This is a genomic window from Mucilaginibacter sp. UR6-1, from assembly GCF_020880975.1.
Taxonomy (GTDB): Bacteria; Bacteroidota; Bacteroidia; order Sphingobacteriales; family Sphingobacteriaceae; genus Mucilaginibacter.
Map to the genome: position 1 here is coordinate 92,427 of NZ_JAJIWP010000005.1, position 18,773 is coordinate 111,199.

At 43.7% G+C, this 18,773-nt stretch carries 14 protein-coding genes and 1 tRNA gene; 8 read left to right on the forward strand and 7 right to left on the reverse strand.

The features are described from left to right. Nucleotides 1–6: 6 nt before the first annotated feature. Nucleotides 7–81: transfer RNA gene (locus LJ707_RS17140), tRNA-Val, on the reverse strand. 649 nt (nt 82–730) lie between these two features. On the opposite strand from LJ707_RS17140, the gene LJ707_RS17145 reads away from it, so the two are divergent. Next, nucleotides 731–964, forward strand: a complete 234-nt coding sequence (locus LJ707_RS17145; protein ID WP_228953308.1) for a hypothetical protein — start codon at nt 731–733, stop codon at nt 962–964. Between the two features lie 42 nt (nt 965–1,006). Here the strand turns inward: LJ707_RS17145 and recO are convergent, their stop codons facing one another. Beyond that, the gene (gene recO / locus LJ707_RS17150) at nt 1,007–1,732 is read right to left on the reverse strand and encodes a DNA repair protein RecO (protein WP_228953310.1); all 726 of its coding nucleotides are present in this window, start codon (nt 1,730–1,732) and stop codon (nt 1,007–1,009) included. Nucleotides 1,733–1,738: 6 nt separating this feature from the next. Further along, the gene (locus LJ707_RS17155) at nt 1,739–2,089 is read right to left on the reverse strand and encodes a diacylglycerol kinase family protein (protein WP_228953317.1); all 351 of its coding nucleotides are present in this window, start codon (nt 2,087–2,089) and stop codon (nt 1,739–1,741) included. A 104-nt stretch (nt 2,090–2,193) separates the two neighbouring features. Between LJ707_RS17155 and ileS the strand changes: the two genes are divergently transcribed. From ileS to LJ707_RS17170, 3 genes are read left to right on the forward strand one after another with little or no spacing between them, the layout of a single operon-like run. Further along, nucleotides 2,194–5,595, forward strand: coding sequence for an isoleucine--tRNA ligase (ileS, locus tag LJ707_RS17160; protein WP_228953320.1), 3,402 nt, complete (start codon nt 2,194–2,196; stop codon nt 5,593–5,595). Further along, complete coding sequence (locus tag LJ707_RS17165) at nt 5,595–5,981, forward strand: TraR/DksA C4-type zinc finger protein (protein ID WP_228953322.1); 387 nt, start codon at nt 5,595–5,597, stop codon at nt 5,979–5,981. Before ileS ends, LJ707_RS17165 begins: the two co-directional genes overlap by 1 nt. Beyond that, nucleotides 5,981–6,586 carry a lipoprotein signal peptidase gene (locus LJ707_RS17170; protein WP_228953324.1) on the forward strand — a complete coding sequence of 202 codons (606 nt, stop codon included), beginning with the start codon at nt 5,981–5,983 and terminating at the stop codon, nt 6,584–6,586. Before LJ707_RS17165 ends, LJ707_RS17170 begins: the two co-directional genes overlap by 1 nt. A 67-nt stretch (nt 6,587–6,653) precedes the next feature. Here LJ707_RS17170 and LJ707_RS17175 read toward each other — a convergent pair whose 3' ends face one another. Beyond that, nucleotides 6,654–9,374 carry an outer membrane beta-barrel protein gene (locus LJ707_RS17175; RefSeq protein ID WP_228953327.1) on the reverse strand — a complete coding sequence of 907 codons (2,721 nt, stop codon included), beginning with the start codon at nt 9,372–9,374 and terminating at the stop codon, nt 6,654–6,656. 221 nt (nt 9,375–9,595) lie between these two features. Here LJ707_RS17175 and pth point away from each other — a divergent pair, with 221 nt between their 5' ends. The 4 genes from pth to LJ707_RS17195 all read left to right on the forward strand — a co-directional run bounded on the left by pth (nt 9,596) and on the right by LJ707_RS17195 (nt 15,201). Next, nucleotides 9,596–10,156 (forward strand): aminoacyl-tRNA hydrolase, encoded by a 561-nt coding sequence (gene pth / locus LJ707_RS17180; protein ID WP_228953329.1) that lies wholly within the window; start codon nt 9,596–9,598, stop codon nt 10,154–10,156. A gap of 115 nt (nt 10,157–10,271) precedes the next feature. Further along, nucleotides 10,272–12,716, forward strand: a complete 2,445-nt coding sequence (locus tag LJ707_RS17185; RefSeq protein ID WP_228953331.1) for an outer membrane beta-barrel family protein — start codon at nt 10,272–10,274, stop codon at nt 12,714–12,716. A gap of 9 nt (nt 12,717–12,725) precedes the next feature. Next, nucleotides 12,726–13,073: a Spx/MgsR family RNA polymerase-binding regulatory protein gene (locus LJ707_RS17190; protein WP_228953333.1), complete on the forward strand. Its 348-nt coding sequence runs from the start codon at nt 12,726–12,728 to the stop codon at nt 13,071–13,073. A gap of 160 nt (nt 13,074–13,233) precedes the next feature. Then, the gene (locus tag LJ707_RS17195) at nt 13,234–15,201 is read left to right on the forward strand and encodes a M1 family metallopeptidase (RefSeq protein ID WP_228953335.1); all 1,968 of its coding nucleotides are present in this window, start codon (nt 13,234–13,236) and stop codon (nt 15,199–15,201) included. Nucleotides 15,202–15,264: 63 nt separating this feature from the next. Here the strand turns inward: LJ707_RS17195 and LJ707_RS17200 are convergent, their stop codons facing one another. The 3 genes from LJ707_RS17200 to LJ707_RS17210 all read right to left on the reverse strand — a co-directional run bounded on the left by LJ707_RS17200 (nt 15,265) and on the right by LJ707_RS17210 (nt 18,748). Beyond that, nucleotides 15,265–15,705, reverse strand: coding sequence for a carboxymuconolactone decarboxylase family protein (locus LJ707_RS17200; protein WP_228953338.1), 441 nt, complete (start codon nt 15,703–15,705; stop codon nt 15,265–15,267). Nucleotides 15,706–15,961: 256 nt separating this feature from the next. Continuing rightward, on the reverse strand, nt 15,962–16,534 hold the full coding sequence (locus LJ707_RS17205) for a Crp/Fnr family transcriptional regulator (protein ID WP_228953340.1): 573 nt from the start codon (nt 16,532–16,534) through the stop codon (nt 15,962–15,964). 120 nt (nt 16,535–16,654) lie between these two features. Then, nucleotides 16,655–18,748 carry an LruC domain-containing protein gene (locus tag LJ707_RS17210; RefSeq protein WP_228953342.1) on the reverse strand — a complete coding sequence of 698 codons (2,094 nt, stop codon included), beginning with the start codon at nt 18,746–18,748 and terminating at the stop codon, nt 16,655–16,657. Nucleotides 18,749–18,773 lie beyond the last annotated feature (25 nt).

Consider the following 18,773-nt stretch of genomic DNA (forward strand, 5'->3'; position numbering starts at 1 on the left):
TTTTAGTGGGAGCAACAGGATTCGAACCTGTGACCCTCTGCTTGTAAGGCAGATGCTCTGAACCAGCTGAGCTATGCTCCCTTTTTAACTTTGGTTGGCTTTAGTAGCGTTCCTTTGTTTTGGGACTGCAAACATAGGGCGTTTTTTTATTTATTCAAAAAATATTTTCAAAAAAATAATTATTGATTGATAGCCAGTAAATTAATTTTTATCACCCCTTTTGCTAACTGTAATTTTATGTTTCCCGGTCGTAAATACAAGTTGAATCATCAATTGATGTTAAGTTATTGTTCTTTAATTGTGGATAACCCCCATTTTGTTGAAAACATATAGATTTGTTGGTAATTTTTTGATTTTATAATAAAAAGTCAATAAATGACAAACAATTTTAAAAAACTGTTATAAATAGATTTGTTTGTACACAATTTCGTAATAAAATTAAAAAAACGATTGAATTTTTAATTTTTGGCGTTAAATACATGTTAAAAATGAATAAAAAATTAGTTTTTTTCATTTTCTAAAATGTATATTTGATCCGTATAATTTATCGTCCTAACACAAAACGTTCTTTATGGTAAATTTTATGAGGTCAGTTAATATATAAAAGAGAAAGTTGCTGCTTTCTCTTTTTTTATGGGCCAGCCATTTACAAGTTTAAACACATAAAATTTATATTTTATTATAAACATATCGGTTGTTATGGGCGTTACTACCAAAAAAACCATTAGTTATGACTGATATCACACCAGCCGAAAAAGACGGCAAATATGAATTTACTATCTCTTACTCCGAGCGCGAACTGCTATGTGAGGTTGAAAAAGAGCAGAATATACTGCATGTAACCATTGATAAAACCTTGCATGCCGACCTCAAGGTTAACAGCGATGGCTCTGTTGAGCAAACCGAGGGAGTACCCATCCCGGCATCAACTGTAGAATATATTAAAAAAAGGGTGATCGGTTAATGACCCGCAAATGCTGATGCGCCTGCAATTACAGCCGGGGCATCAGCTTAAAACTTCTTCCAGCACCTCGTGTGATCGTATATTGCCAAAACCCTCAATATGCAGGGCATAATACTCCAGCAATTTATCGATCAGATACCTGCGTTCACTGTTGTTTAAGCCTAACTGCGCTGATGCGGTAAAACTACCTTGCAGCAGCAAATAAAAATTATGTGTATGCGGTGCCGACAGGTAAAGGGTATTGTCAGGTTTCCGGCTTGAAAACACGCCGTTCTTCATATCAAAATATGCCGCAGTGTTGGCGCTTACACTATCAGGGTAAAAACCCAGGTAACGGGTAAGCTGCGTTAAAAACAGCAAATGAAAATTAGCCAGCCCTTCCGTTTGATGATCAAGCCACTCAATGGCATTAAAAATAAAACCGAACAGTTGCTCATCCGGCGACTGCTGCCTTACAGCTTTATACAGCACCTCATTCAAAAAAATGGCAATGCAGCTTTTTATTACATCGTAAGGGATGGTTTGCAGCAGCGGCGATGTTTTTAATTCGGTTATTCGCTGTACACTGCCCGTATTTTTATGATACACCACCAGATCAACCAGATGCAATGGCTGCAACATATTGCGCGGAATTTTAGCCCTCGGCTTTTTTACACCGTTAATAATGTAGGATTGCAGCCCGAATTTTTCAGTAAATATCTGCACGATCACACTGCTCTCGCTGTAATCGGTAGTTCTGAAAATAATGCCCCGGGTTTTGTGCAGCATACGTGGCTAAAAAAATAATTTCGGCAAAAATATGATACCGCCGGTAATAACGGCAAATACGGCGGCAATAACCACGCAGCCCGCGCTGATATCCTTTACATGCCCGGCTTTAGCGTTATACTCAGGCGAAGCAAGGTCGGTAAGCAGCTCGAGTGCGGTGTTCAGCATTTCGGTAATGATAACCAAAGCTATAGCCAGCATTATCCACAGCCACTCTGTAGCGGCAATGTTTAAAAGTAGCCCTGATATTACAGCTATCAGGGTTGCGCCGCTGTGTATCCTGAAATTAAGCTGGGTAGTGTAGGCGTAACCTATCCCTTTAAAAGCGTAGCCAAAGCTGCGTATAACCTTTTTCATGTAAAATTGAACTACTTGTTGGCTATTTAACCTGTAATATATAACTTTCTAAACTAAAAAATCCGTATTTTTGCCACCTCCAAAAATTTAGGTAGAACACATTGATGTACAACGAATATAAGCAGTTAAACTTATCCGAAACCGGTAAACAGATACTGGAGTTTTGGAAAGCGAACAACATATTTGAAAAAAGTATCAGCAGCCGCCCTGCCGATAAACCATATAACTTTTACGAAGGCCCGCCATCGGCTAACGGCATGCCCGGCATACACCACGTTATGGCGCGTGCTATTAAGGATATTTTTTGTCGCTATAAAACCCTGAAGGGCTACCGTGTAAAGCGCAAAGGCGGTTGGGATACCCACGGCCTCCCTATTGAGCTGGCTGTCGAAAAATCATTGGGCATCACCAAGGATGATATAGGCAAAAAGATCTCAGTAAAGGAGTATAATGATGCCTGCCGCCGTGAGGTAATGCGCTATACCGATGTATGGAATGACCTGACCGAAAAGATGGGCTACTGGGTTGACCTTGAAAACCCCTACATCACTTACGAAAACGAATACATTGAAACCCTTTGGTGGATACTACAGCAGCTTTATAATAAAGGCCTGCTCTATAAAGGCTATACCATACAGCCATACTCGCCAAAATCAGGCACAGGTTTAAGCTCCCATGAACTGAACCAGCCGGGTACCTATAAAATGGTAAAGGATACTACCATCGTAGCCCAATTCCATGTTAAAGCAGACCAGCAGCATGAGGCAGCGCAGCAATTGTTTGCCAAAGCTACCGGCGATCTGGTCATACTGGCCTGGACAACCACCCCTTGGACGCTGCCTTCAAACAGTGCTTTGGCCGTTGGCGAGAACATTGACTATGTACAAATAAATACTTTTAACCAATATACCTACGCGCCAACAAGCGTGGTACTGGCTAAAGAACTGCTAAAAAAACACTTTAAGCCTGAGGCGGAAAACGCGCCTTTTGCTGATTATAAAGGCGGCGATAAAGTAATACCATGGGCTGTAGCCGCCGAGTTTAAGGGCACTAAACTGGTTGGTATAAAATACCACCAACTAATGCCTTATGTAACCAATGCCGACCTTGAGCAAAATGGTTTCCGTGTTATAGCCGGTGATTTTGTAACCACCGAGGATGGTACCGGTATAGTGCACATTGCCCCTACTTTTGGTGCTGATGACTTTAGGGTGGCTAAAGAAAGCGGCGTACCCGCTGTTATGGTGAAAGATGAAGCAGGTAAAGATGTGCCGCTGGTTAACAAGCAAGGCCGCTTTGTTGATGAAGTTACTGATTTTGCGGCCCTGTACGTAAAAGAAGAGTATTACACCCAAGCAGAACGCGAAGCACCGGGCTTTAAACCAACCGATGTGCTTATTGCCATCAAATTAAAAGAAGACAATAAGGCCTTCGATGTAAAGAAGTACGAACACAGCTACCCGCATTCGTGGCGTACGGATGAACCTATACTGTACTACCCGCTTGATAGCTGGTTTATTAAAACCACTGCCGTAAAGGATAAGCTGATAGCGCTGAATAAAACCATTAACTGGAAACCCGAAGCAACCGGCACCGGCCGTTTTGGCAACTGGCTGGAGAATCTGGTTGACTGGAATCTGTCGCGCTCACGCTACTGGGGTACCCCGCTGCCGATATGGCGCGAGGAGAACGGCAGCGAAGAAAAATGTATCGGCTCCATTGAAGAATTAAATGCTGAGATACAAAAATCGATAGCCGCGGGTAACATGCCCGAAGGTTTTACCTTAGAGGATATGCACCGCCCTTATGTTGATGATGTGATACTAACCTCATCAACCGGTAATAAAATGGTTCGCGAGACCGACCTGATCGACGTTTGGTTTGACAGCGGCGCTATGCCTTACGCGCAATGGCATTTCCCGTTCGAAAACAAGGACGAATTTAAAAATGCCTACCCGGCAGATTTTATTGCCGAAGGTGTTGACCAAACCCGTGGCTGGTTTTTTACCCTGCACGCCATAGCTGTATTGCTAAGCGAAAGCAGCGACGAGATAAAAGCCATAAACCAGGAGATAGGCAACAAAGGTATCGCGTTTAAAAATGTGGTATCAAACGGCTTGGTGCTGGATAAGAACGGCAACAAAATGTCAAAACGTTTGGGTAACGCTACTGATCCATTCCAAACAATTGAGCAGTACAGTGCCGATGCTACCCGCTGGTACATGATCAGCAATGCGTCGCCATGGGATAACCTGAAATTTAACCTGGAAGGGTTAGACGAGGTGCGCCGTAAATTCTTCGGCACCCTTTATAACACCTACTCATTTTTTGCGCTGTATGCCAATATTGATAAATTTACGTACAGCGAACCGGAGATCGCGCTGAACGAAAGGCCAGAGATTGACCGCTGGATCATATCACTATTAAATACCCTTACCAAAGAGGTTGATGAGTTTTACGCTGACTTTGAGCCAACCCGTGCTACCCGTGCCATACAGGATTTTGTTGACGCGCACTTTAGCAACTGGTACATCCGTTTAAGCCGCAGGCGTTTCTGGAAATCAGAAAACTCTGAGGACAAGTTATCAGCCTACCAAACCCTTTACACCTGCCTGGTAACCATATCCAAACTTATATCGCCGGTAGCGCCGTTTTTTGCCGAGCGTTTATATAATGATTTGAACAAAGTTACCGGTAAGGAGCAGTTTGAATCGGTACACCTGGCTTACTACCCTGAGTATAATGCCGACCTTGTGAACAAGGAGTTGGAAGAGCGTATGCAGTTAGCGCAGGATATATCATCGCTGGTACTATCGCTGCGTAAAAAGATCAGCATAAACGTACGCCAGCCATTGAGCAAGATACTTTTGCCGATACTGGACAAGAACTTTGAACACCAGGTTGAGCAGGTTAAGGAGTTGATACTTTCTGAAACGAATATCAAAAATATTGAATATATTACCGACGCTGCCGGCTTTATTAAAAAGAAGGTGAAACCTAACTTTAAAGCATTAGGCCCAAAAGCAGGTAAGCAAATGAAAGCCGTGGCCGAAGCTATTGTTAACCTGGATCAGCAGGCGCTTGCAAAATTTGAGCAGGATGGCAAAACAACTTTTGAGGTTGATGGTTCGGTTTTCGAGATCGCGATAACCGATGTTGAGATCATAGCTGAGGACGTACCGGGATGGCAGGTTGCAAATTTAGGCAAACTAACCGTTGCTTTAGATGTTACAGTAACCGACGAACTGAAAAAAGAAGGTTTATCGCGAGAGCTGATAAACCGTATCCAAAACCTCCGCAAGAGCAAGGATTTTGAGGTGACCGATAAAATTAATGTGCACATCAAAACTGACAGTACTGCTATTATCGATGCCGTGAACGCTAACTTAGCGTACATTAAGGCCGAGATACTTGCTGATACCATTGAATTTACCAATGAGCTTAGCGAAGGTGAAATAACAAATATTGACGAAAACGAATTATTGATTTCTTTAAGTAAAATATAATGGCAAACGAAACCACAAAGACCAGATATTCTGACTCGGAACTACAAGAGTTCAAAGACATCATCTTAGAAAAGATACGCACCGCTAAAGAGGAGCTTAACGCGTTAGCTTCATCATTAAGCTCGCCGAACGCTAATGGCACTGATGATACCGCCGGTACATACAAAACCTTAGAAGATGGCTCGGCCACTTTAGAGAAAGAGCAGATAAACCAACTGGCTGCAAGGCAAAAAAAGTTTATTGAGCAATTAGATGCCGCCCTGGTACGCATTGAGAACAAAACATACGGTGTTTGCCGCGAAACCGGTAAGCTGATTCAAAAAGAGCGCCTGCGTGCCGTGCCCCATACCACGCTTAGCATGGAAGCTAAACTGCGACAAAATTAATGAAGGCATCGTACGTTAAACCTTTCCTTGTGGCCACGTTAGTGGTATTGGCTGACCAGATCATCAAGATATGGGTAAAGACCAATATGTATATTGGCGAGGAAATTCATTTTTTAGGCGACCGTGGCATGCTGCGCTTTATCGAAAATAACGGTATGGCCTTTGGCATGGAGCTTGGCGGCGAGATGGGCAAACTGGCCCTTACGCTTTTTCGTATTGTGGCGGTTGTAGCTATAGGCTACGGCCTGGTACATCTTATCAAACATAAGTATCATCGCGGCCTTATCATGAATGTGGCCCTGATATTGGCCGGTGCACTGGGTAATATTATTGACTGTGTTTTTTACGGTAAAGTATTTGATTACGCTCCGCTGTTTCACGGCAGGGTGGTTGATATGTTCTACTTCCCGTTAATCAGGGGTAATTTTCCACAATGGTTTCCGGTATGGGGAGGCGAGGATTTTGAATTCTTCCGCCCGATATTTAACCTGGCCGACGCGGCAATATCAGTAGGTGTTATTATGATACTGCTATTCCAGAAACGCTACTTTAAACACGAGGAGCCGGAACCTGTAAGCACCAACAGTGAGGTTGTTGAAGAGTAATAGTCACTATTTAAATAAACGCGAAAAGGCCTTGTTGATGAACAAGGCCTTTTCGCGTTTATGAGGCTTACTTTGTTTTTAATACATTGAACTTATAAGTATAGGTAAGCAAAAAATATCTTTTAAGCGTATTGTTCTGCCCGTCAATCAGCGCGTTGGTGGTGGTAAACCTGTAGATGTTAATATTTTGATCGAGCAGGTCATACACCGCCAGCTTGATCTCGCCCTGCTCCTTTTTAAACATCTGCACCGCTACTGACGCACTGAGAATGTTATTACTTTTACGGAAGCCATCAGCAATCTGTGAATTATAAGTAAACTCCTGCTTGCCCTCCCAAACTACCTTTTTAGGCCAGCGCACATTAATGTTGTTTTGCATGTTAAAACCCTTCAGGTTTTGATTTTGGCCACTGGCGTAATCATATCTTGCCCAATTACGAAAGTAGGTAAAATTGGTATTGAACTCCACCTTATCATTCCAGGATACATTGCCACCCTGAGTAAATGATGCCGTCCAGTTACGCTCCTTACCTGTATCATCATTGATCATATTTATTCGTTCACGATATTGCGGCCCGATACTACTGCGTAGGCCAAACTGCCATATTTTACTTTTTTTAAACTCCTTACCAAATGAAAATGAACCATACATATTTACACTCTGCCCGGCGTTAACAGGTGTGTTGGTATGTATATAATCACTGGTAATGGTAGTTTTATGGATCACCGTATTTTGAGTTACCGAGTAATTAAACCAGGCATACATGTTCAGTCCCTTCTCAAAATTGTAATTGTAATAATTCAGGTTAAACCGTGTGCTTCCTGAAGGTTTTAAGTTAGGGTTGCCTATAAACGATGATTGCGGGCTATACACAATGGTTACCGGCCTCAAATCGGAGATGGAAGGCAGGTTATAACTCCTGTCCATTGATATGGAGATACGGTCAAACAGATCTAACCGGAAGGTAGGCAGCAAAAAGTTATATGATCGATTTACCGTGCCTACATCAAAAACATCAGTAACATTTTGCCACTGTTGGGTTACGCCAGCAATTATCGATACCTTTTTAAACATGCGCCAGGTAACACCGGGTTTAATATTTTTGGTCCAGTTTCGGCGGTTAAGGTCGGCACTTTGGTCGGGCAATAAAATACTGTAGCGATTGGTAAGCGTATCCCGGTCATACACAAACTGGTTTTGGTCGGCGTTATTGTAATCGGCAGATGTTACCACATCCACGATCAGCTTTTTGGAGATCGGGTAGCGATAGCTTAATGACAGGCTTCCCGATGTGTTTTTATTATCACTGGTGTTATACCTGTCCAGCAGATATGATGGTACGGTTGATACGTAACTTGTTGTGCGGCTTTTATTAAAACCATCAGCATTGTTTGGGTTGAAGCTGAGGTTGTGCATCAGCGTAAATGATTCTTCGCGCCGCTTTTTACCCCGCCGGTTATAAACCAGGCTATGCCCAAAGGTTGATGAATTATTATCATTGGTACCTTTGCTTTCGCTGTCATTTACACGCGCGTCAAAACTGTTATTGCTATTACCGTTTGATGAATTATTGCTGTTACTATTATTAAACGAGAGATTCGGCCTGTACGTAAGGCTGTTCAGGGTATCGGGCTTCCACTCTATCAAACCACTAACCGTGTGCCCAAAACTGTTGCTATTGCTACTGTTTGATGTACGGCTAAATAAGGTGGTATCTTTTACATACTGCTGCACAAAATTACTGTTCTCGCTATTGGTGCGGGTTTCATTGTAAAAGTACATCAGGTTTAGCTTGAGCTTTTTGCCGTAATCGCTGTTGAGGTTAAAGCCGCTTGAGGTTACCTTTTCAATACCTCCCCAGCTACGCCCGCCAAGCTGTACCGAGCCATCCCATAAGGCATTGCCGCCGCTGCGGTCAAAACCGCCGTTACTGTATAGTTCATCACTGCTAAAACCTGTTTTGTTGAGGTTATTGCTCATGGCTATTACGCTTAGTTGTAACGTATCCCTGAACATGTTGAACAATCCGCCGGTTTCATACCTGTCACGCGAGCCCCCGCCGCCATATACCTTACCGAAGATGCTTCGTTTGATGGCCCGCTTTAGTTTTATGTTGACTATCTTATTCACGTTTACCGCACTCACCAAGTGGTCCGGATCGTTCTCGCGGTCGTCATATACCTGTATCTTATCTACAATAGCCGCGTCAAGGTTTTTGGTGGCAATTTTGGGGTCGTTACCAAAAAATTCCTTACCGTCTATCAGCAGCTTACTTACAGTTTTACCGTTCACGGTGAATGATCCATCGCGGTTAACCTGCATGCCGGGTATCTTTTTAAGCAATTCCTCCAGCATGGCATTGGGGCGGGTTTTAAAGGCTTCGGCATTAAACTCAATGGTATCCTTTTTCATCACGATGGGCACGCGCTCCCCTTTTATCACCACCTCGTTCATCATGCTGCCTGCCATTATAATTTTACCCACATCGGTAACTTCACCGGTTTTAAAGTTGAGATTTTTCCGGAATGATTTGTAGGTTACAAAGGTTACCAATAGTTTAACATCGCGGTTTAGCGGCAGGCCCGATAGCTCAAAGCCGCCATTGGCACGGCTCAGGGTATAGGCCACCATTGATGAATCCTTAACATCAATAACGGTAACTGTGGCATGTTCAAGCGGCTCGTTACTGGCCGAATCAATTACTATGCCTTTTAAGGCAGCTTTGTTTTGTGCCGATGCCGTAAAAAACAACAGGCAGCACAAAAGTGATAAAAAGGTTGGTTTCATTAAAGAGTGACAAGTGTGCGTTTAAAGTTGCGAATTTAACGGCAAGTAAAAGGTTTTATTTTAATTAATAATGTCATTAACACATTTTAACAAATCCATCATGAATTTTACCAACGGAACTGTAAGGTGTATGTACCAAGTGTTATCTTTGTCACGAAGTTGTTTCAATAAAAATGCAGCTTACTGTAACGTTTAAAAAAATTAACCGTCTTTTCTCGTAAATGAAATATTTGATAGTGGGGTTGGGTAACATAGGCCCTGAGTATGCCGATACACGACATAACATAGGTTTTATGGTACTTGATGAGCTGGCCCGCCAGGATGGAGTGAGATTTAGTATGGGACGCCATGCCTATCACGCAGAAACATCCTTTAAAGGCCGTAAGCTGCATTTAATAAAACCCACCACTTATATGAATTTGAGCGGGAAAGCGCTTAGCTACTGGATGAACGAACTAAAGGTACCTTTGGAGAACGTACTGGTTATTGTTGATGACCTTGCGCTACCATTAGGCACCCTGCGTTTAAAACCCAAAGGCAGCGCGGCGGGGCATAACGGGTTACGGCACATTGAGGCAACCCTGGGGCATAACAACTACGCGCGATTGCGTTTCGGGATAAGTGATAACTTTCCGAAAGGGCAGCAGGTTGATTATGTACTGAGTGGTTTTGATGCCGACGAAATTCCGGAGTTACCTTCCCTCGTTGATCGCTCGATTGACATGATCAAAAGCTTTGCAACCATTGGCACCGAACTAACCATGACCAGATACAACAAGTAGCAAATGTTAAAATTTAACTATTAGTGAGTTAAATTTTGTTAAATGTGCTAATGCTGTAAAACGGCCTGGCTAACTTGCGCCATATTAAACACACACCACCACAGAAACCTAAAGAATGAAAGCCACTTTACTCACAATTTTATATTGTACGCTATCGCTATGCCTGTTTGCACAGGCTCCCTCCGGCAATATTACCGTAAAAGGGATGGTAATTGACTCCGCCACTAACAAACCGCTTGATTTTGTAACCGTAGCCCTGCAGGATGCCGCTACAAAAACACCGGTAAAAAGCGCGCTCTCTAAAGGTGATGGCAGCTTTGAGTTAAGTGCCGCCGCAGGTAAACAATACCAATTGGTACTGGCATTTGTTGGTTACAATAACAAAGTAATATCGCTGGAAAATAAACCGGCTATTGACCTTGGCCGCATTATGTTCTCGGCATCATCAAAACAACTGGGCGAGGTACAGATAAGTGCCGTTAAACCTGTTATGAAACAGGAGGTTGACCGCCTGAGCTATGATGTACAGGCCGACCCGGAAAGCAAAGCCTACACCGCCTTAGATATGATGCGCAAGGTGCCCCTGTTAAGTGTCGACGCTTCTGACGCGATCAAGCTGAAAGGCAGCGGGGCATACAAAATATTGGTAAACGGTAAAGAATCGGCCCTGATGGCTAAAAACCCATCGGATGTATTGAAAGCCATGCCCGCAACCAACATCCTCAAAATTGAGGTAATTACCACACCGCCTGCAAAATATGATGCTGAAGGCTTGGCGGGCATTATCAACATCATCACTAAAACCAATGCTGATGAAGGTTATAACATTGGTGTTAACGTACGCCATAACACCGTATGGGGCCAGGGCGTTAACCTGAATGGTACCGTTAAAAAAGGTAAGTTCGGCTTTGCCGGATATGTTGGTGCCGGCCGCCAGCCAGAAAATGAGAATTCATCAGAGAACAGCCAGCTACGTCTTGCCGATACCTCCCGCCTGCTGCAAAACGGCATCAACAAATTTGACGGCAATTACATGTATGCCAATGCCGAGTTGAGCTATGAGATAGATACGCTGAACCTCCTCACCGGCTCGTTTGAAGCGTACAAAGAAAAAAACGACCAATTGAATGATCAGCTATCGCAATTATTTGATAACACCAACGCCGTTACCCAGCGCTACAAGCAAATGAGCAAAAGCCTGAGCCATTACACCGGTATTGACGCGGCGCTGAACTACCAGTTAGGGTTTAAAAAAAATAAGGAACAATTGCTTACCCTTTCCTATAAATACAGCTACTCGCCTAACGATCAATCAACCGAAAACACATTTACTGAAACGCTTAACTACCGCCAGGCCAACTTTATTCAGAACAACGACCAGGGCACAAAAGAGCACACTGTACAACTTGATTATGTGCACCCTTTGAAAAAGATAAACATTGAAGCCGGAGCCAAAAGTATACTGCGTAACAATTACAGCGATTTTACTACAGATACGCTGATCAGCCCGGGAATTTATAACCGCAACGATCCGCAATCAAACATATTTGATTATCAGCAAAATGTGTACAGCGCCTACAATTCATACCAGTTAAAAGGCGAAAAGTGGTCGGCCAAGGCTGGTTTAAGGCTGGAGTACACTACCATTAACGCTACTTTCGCGGCCGGGCAACCGGAATTGAATACAAACTACAACAACCTGATCCCCTCAATATCGGTTCAGCGTAAGCTAAAAACCAGCAGCTTTAACCTGGGTTTTACCCAGCGTATACGCAGGCCGGGTATTTATCAGCTTAACCCGTTTGTTGATCGTACTAATCCTTTATTTATCAGCACGGGTAACCCTAACCTTAAACCCGAGTTAAACAATACATTTGAGTTTACTTACAGCAATTTCTCAAAAGGATCTATCAACATTGGCTTAAGCTACGCGTTCTCTAACAACTCCATACAAAGCGTTACCAGCTTCAGAGATACGGTGATCAACAATCAAAACCAAAAAATCACCACTACAAATTACGAGAACATAGGCAGCAACAGAACTTTAGGGCTAAACGTAAATACCAACTACGACATCACCAAAAAACTATCGTTAAGCCTTAACGGGCAGGTATCGCGCATTTGGCTTGAGGGTACCTACAATGGCAAGTTATACAACAATGCCGGATATATAGGCAATGCTTTTGCCAACATAGGTTATAAATTTGAGAATGGCTACCGCATTGGCCTTAACGCAGGGTACTTTAGCGGCTCGGTAACGCTGCAGGGTAAATCAAGGTACTTTATGTATAACTCATATGTAGTAAGTAAAGAGTTTTGGGATAAGAATGCCAGCATAGCGCTGGTAGCAAACAATCCGTACGGCAAAAACTGGCGAAATACCTCAACCACCACAACGCCCGATTTTATACAGAACTCCACCTATAACCAAATATACCGCCACTTTGCTATACGCCTGAGCTACAAATTTGGCAAGCTGAGCGGCGAGATAAAAAAGAACCAGCGCGGCATCAATAACGATGACAAGAGCGGTGGTAAAAGTGGCGGCGGAAATGGTTAATTTTACTGCATGAAAGTTTACGGAATAACCAACTGCAACACGGTAAAAAAAGCCCTGGAATGGCTGAAAGAGAATAAGGTTGATTATGAGTTTCATGATTTTAAGAAACTTGGCATCAGCAATGAAAAACTTAACGAGTGGGACCACCAGGCCGGTTACGAAAAGTTTTTGAACAAACAGGGCCTCACCTGGAAACAGCTTGACCCACAGGTTAAGGAAAGCGTAAAAACCAGCGCCGATGCCCTGAAACTTTTACAGGAAAAAACCAGTATGATAAAACGCCCGGTTATTGAGGATAACGGTTACCTCTACTTCGGATTTAACGAAGATGTTTATAAAGAACATTTTAATAAATAACATAAGCGGCCTGCGGGTCGCTTTTTTTGTGCCCATATACTGAAAATCAGTATCCTAAATAATTATTTATTTAAATATTACGGTAACAATTACTTTACCGCTCCTTTCAATTACAGCTAATTATGGTATACTTGCTGTAATTTTTTATAAAACTGATAACATGACCTTTAAGTACGTAGCCGGCGCTTTGCTGGCTGTTATGGCTATTGCCAACGCTGGTTTGGCACAAGCCCAGGACGCGTCAGCATCAAAGTATGACTATCATGATGCTTTCGGCCCTAATTTTTACACCAAAAACGGCAATGAGTACCGTGCGGCAAGCGGCGAACCGGGGCCTAAATACTGGCAAAACCGTGCCGACTACCAGCTAACCGCAAAGCTGAACGACAAAACCAACGAAATTACAGGTACCGAGGTACTTACTTATACCAACAATAGCCCTCAAAAGCTGGGCTTTATATGGATGCACCTTGATCAGAACCTGTTTAAGCAGGATTCGCGCGGTACGGCCATAGTGCCTACCAGCGGCAGCCGCAATGGTGGCCACGGCCAGGTTTTTGATGCAGGGCATAAAATAAAATCAGTTAAACTGGTTGGCAGCGAAACAGAGCTGAAATATATTATTAATGATACCCGTATGCAGGTATTTCTGCCTAAAGAGGTAACTGCCGAAGGCGGACAGGTTAAACTGCGTATTGAATTTTCATTTGTTAGTCCGGATTACGGATCTGACCGTACCGGCATCCTGAACACCAAGAACGGCAAAGTATTTACCATAGCCCAATGGTATCCGCGTGTTTGTGTTTATGATGATGTACAGGGATGGAATGTATTGCCTTATACCGGCCCGGCCGAGTTTTACCTGGAGTACGGCGATTTTGACCTGAGCATTACCGCTCCGGCAAACCACATTGTGGTAGCATCAGGCGAGTTACTAAACCCTGCCGAGGTATATACCACCGAGCAGCAAAAACGCTGGGCGCAGGCTTCGCAAAGTGATCAAACGGTAGTTATCCGTTCGGCTAAAGAAGTTACCAGCGCGGCATCACGCCCGGCAGGTAAAACCGAGCTGACCTGGAAATTCCGTATCAAAAACGCCCGCGATGCGTCATGGGCTTCATCAGCCTCTTTTATTATTGATGCTGCTAAAATGAACCTGCCAAGCGGCAAAAAATCCATAGCTATATCAGCTTACCCTGAAGAGAGCGACGGCAATGATGCCTGGGCCCGCTCAACCGAGTACGTTAAAAAATCAGTAGAGTACAACTCAAAAAAATGGTTTGAATACCCTTACCCTGCCGCTACCGCGGTTGCCGGTATTGTAGGCGGTATGGAGTATCCGGGTATTGTTTTTTGCGGATACAAAGCTAAAAAAGGCAGCCTTTGGGGCGTTAACGATCACGAGTTTGGCCATACCTGGTTCCCGATGATTGTTGGCTCAAATGAGCGTGTTTACGGCTGGATGGATGAAGGCTTCAATACCTTTATTAATACCCTGACCACTGAGGATTTCAACAATGGCGAATATGCTAACAAACGCCCGATGGATATGCAGCGCGTTGGTGAGTTTGCTACCAAACCTGACCTGGAAACGGTACTAAGCGCGCCTGCCAACATGAAGGAAAAGAACATCGGTATGTTACTATACTTTAAACCGAGCTTTGGCTTAACCATGCTGCGCGAACAGGTTTTAGGCAAAGAGCGTTTTGACCTGGCTTTCCGTACCTATGTTGAGCGCTGGGCATTTAAACACCCTACACCTGATGATTTCTTCCGCACGATGGAGAACGTTGGCGGCGAGAGCCTGCAATGGTTTTGGCGCGGATGGTTCACCAACAACTGGAGGCTTGATGTTGCCGTTAACGATGTTAAGAATGTTGACGTTGATCCATCAAAAGGTGTGCTGATCACCCTTACCAATATGGAGAAAATGGCTATGCCTGTTCCGCTGGAAATTAAGTTTAAAAGCGGCAAAACCGAGCGTGTAAAGCTGCCTGTTGAAATTTGGGAGCGTAATAACTCATTTGTTTACAAATACCCATCAACCGAGGAAGTGGTTCAGGTAACCTACGACCCGGACAAAACCCTACCCGATTACAACCCCGACAACAACGTCTGGAAAAAATAATCATTAAAGCAAACGGCCTCCTAAATTGGAGGCCGTTTGCTTTTACAACAACTGCTTTTTAAATTAAGCCTTTTCAGGCATCAGGTGGGTGGTAATGGCTATGCGGTTCCAAGCGTTGATGGTTACTGCGGCCATAATTACCTGCGCGGTTTTAACTTCGCCCAGTGCACTTACTGCTTGTTTGTAAGTAGCATCGCTAACATGGCCCTGTATGTTGGTTATCTCTTCGGTTAAAGCCAGCACCGCTTGCTCTTCGGCTGTAAAAAAGTCGGTGTCGCGCCAACCGGGGAGTACATATATGCGCTGTTCGCTCTCACCGGCCTTGCGGGCGTCTTTGGTGTGCATATCCAAACAGTAGGCGCAGCCGTTTATTTGTGAGGCGCGTATTTTAATCAGTTCATGAAGCTTTTTGTCCAATCCGCTTTTTTGTACGTAGGCTTCAAGGCCGTACATAGCTTTAAAAGCGTCGGGTAATATTTCGTGTATTTTGATCCTGGTTTCCATGATATTTATTTTTTAATGTTTGATTAAGTTTTTACGCCGGCGTTTACAATACAAAGGTGCATAGCGGCAGGCGGCAAAATCTTAATCTTGATTAAGAAATGAGGGTAGGAAGCAAAGCATCACTTTACGTCATTGCGAGGTACGAAGCAATCACTTAAAACAAATTAAGTCTGAATATCCTACAGAGATTGCTTCGTACCTCGCAATGACGCAGTTTACTTTAATTTTGATTATGCAACCATGATTTAGGAGGGGTCTACCTTTTCTTACCCCTTATCTTACTTAAAAACTCGGGTGTAACACCCAGGTATGAGGCCAGCATATATTGCGGCACACGCTGCACAAAACCCGGAAATCGATCTACAAAAAGGTTGTATTGCTCCTCGCCAGACATATCAAACAAATAGCATATCCGCATTTGGAAAGCGCCGAACGCCTTTTGCATAACCCGCATAAAATAATGTTCGAGTTTAGGAATGCGCTCAAGCAGCCGTTGCTGATCGGTTATGCTGAGCTTGAGTACTTGCGTACGCTCAACCGCCTGTATGTAAAATTTTGACGGGCTTTGCATTTCAATGCTCATATAATCGCTTAACCACCAGTTATCAATACCAAACTGTACAATATGCTCGCTGCCATTCTCCTTTATAAAATACATGCGCAGGCAACCCTGTACAACAAAATACTGCGCTGTGCATTTTTCTCCTTCTGATAACAGGTATTGCTTTTTACTTAGCTCCTCGTACTTAAAATAGGTGGTAAGTATTTCCTGCTCATCGGGCGTTAAGGTTACATACTTACTAATATGCTTTATCAGGGTGGCAAACATTGGCGGCGGTATTGGTTGCAATGGCTAATATAAGGCTTTGCCGCATTACCGTAAAAAACTAAGCGCTGCCCTGGTATGGGCAACGCTTAGTTCTGTAGCTATGATATGTTAATTATATTTCTACTTCGTATAAAGGAACGAGCGGTTGGCATAGCCCGGTTTCCAATGGGCATACCAGTCAGGGTACAAAGTGCCGCCTGAGGAAGCCCATTCAGTAAAATGATTGTACACCTCGCGGATGTCTTTACGCTCGATAGCGTAACGGGTTGAATATTTATAGCTGATAGCCCATGGCAGGTTATCGGCCGACAGGTAATAACGGTTCTCGCCAGGTTTTGAATCGTCATCATTAGTACCGAACAATGATTTATCAGCTTTATCGGTTGGTTTGTAACCCGGTAAATGCACCTCTACACCACGTTTAAGGTTGGCGATAAGGAATGGATTAAAGTCAGTAACTGAAAGCTCAGCCCTATCAAGCGGACTGGTGAAATTTAAAGTTACATTGATATTTTTGCCGGCAACTTTATCTTTTTCAAGTTCAGTATTGACGAAGAACGACATATCCGGATAGCTCAATACCGCGTCCTGGTGGTCAAACGGTATAATTACCGCGTTGGTTTGTCCGGCTTCAACACCATTGCCGGCAAGAGTGATGTAGTTGCTTGTAATGCTTTGGCCCGAAATTGATTTTACTTTAGCCGCGCTAACCGGTAGCTGCAAGCCAAAACCATTTTTAAATGACGAACCTGCCGCAAGCGGAATAAATGTGGTAACGAGATCAACCACTTTGTTTTGGGCGTTAAGTACAAACTTGTAGCGGTAATTTATCACCAGGTCATTCATGTCATAATCACCCCTTACCGGCCAGTTATCTTCAAAAGCAAACTGCGCAAAGCGGGTGTCTGTCGGGTAATAGTCGTTATAAGCACGGTCAGGGTCAGTTGGGTACTCATCCTTATCATCAGGTACACCGTCACCATCAGTATCGTTATTCTGATCTACCGGCGGCACATTAGTATCGTCAATAGCATCAGCAACGCTTGAGCGGGCGTAAAAAACTATATCGTTAAAATCGTTATCGCAATCAGCTTCGGTACGGTTAATATCTTCAAACCCTATAATAAAATTATCGTGCTCATCATCACGTAAAACCACCGTATGCTTTTTAAGGTTGGCGTTAGTTTCACTGTTAAACGCATCGTTAGAGTAAAACTTCTCCACATCGGTTTGCACCTGGGTACTTGTCCATGAGTTGCGCAAAACAATAAAACCGATAGATGTACCTGCCTCAAAATTGCCCAGCTTAACCTTATGCCCGGCCATTAAAGCGCCACCCGTACCTGCTGCCGAAGCATTAGGAAAAATAAATGTAGCCTTGGCAATATCATTAGCTGTTTTTGGCGGATTAGCTGTTGGGTAAGTATAGTAAGCCAGTGTGTTTTGGTATGATGCCCCCTCGGCAACAAAGGTGATGGTTACATCCGTTTTTTTAATAACATTGATGGTAGGCACCACGCTGCTCTGCAAATACTCCGGGTGGTGCTGTGCAACATTTTTATACTCAGGTAATGAGTTGTTAATGTATTTAAGCATTTGGGCGCTCACCTCGTCACGTTCAGCTTCAAGGTTTTTAGGCACCCCTAAAAACAGCGGATAGTTGTTGTCATTATAAATACCATCGCTGGCTGAGGTATAGGGTGCCGGGTATACAAATTGTGTATTGGTTGCCGCCCGCGCCCCAAGTGCAAATACCTTACGGTTGCTGTAGTTAACCTTTTCGGCTACCACATCGCCGCCAAAGCCTGCTTTGCCGCCAATAATCACATTGGTTGCCGTACCATTTATTTTGGCGGTAACGTTACGCTGTAAACCAACATACTGCGGATCAACTATTAACTGTGTGGTAGCTGAGGCAACATTTACGCTGGCCTGCAATTTACCTGAGTTATCGGTAATACCGGTGTATATAGCCTCGGTTGAATCGCCTACCGTTTCGTACAATTTAACCTTAGCACCGGCAACCGGCTCATCGGTATTAGTACGCAGGGTAATGTTAACGTTTACGTTTTTTGATGTTTGGTAATTAAAGCCTGCAGCGGCCGTGGCTCCGGCTGATGTGTGCGTATCCTGGGATTCGTTAAATGAGTCTTTTTTGCAGGATACCATACCCGCAACTCCCCCTGCAAGCAGCAGAGTAAATAATTTTTTCATAGTTGTATTAATATATAGATGTCTG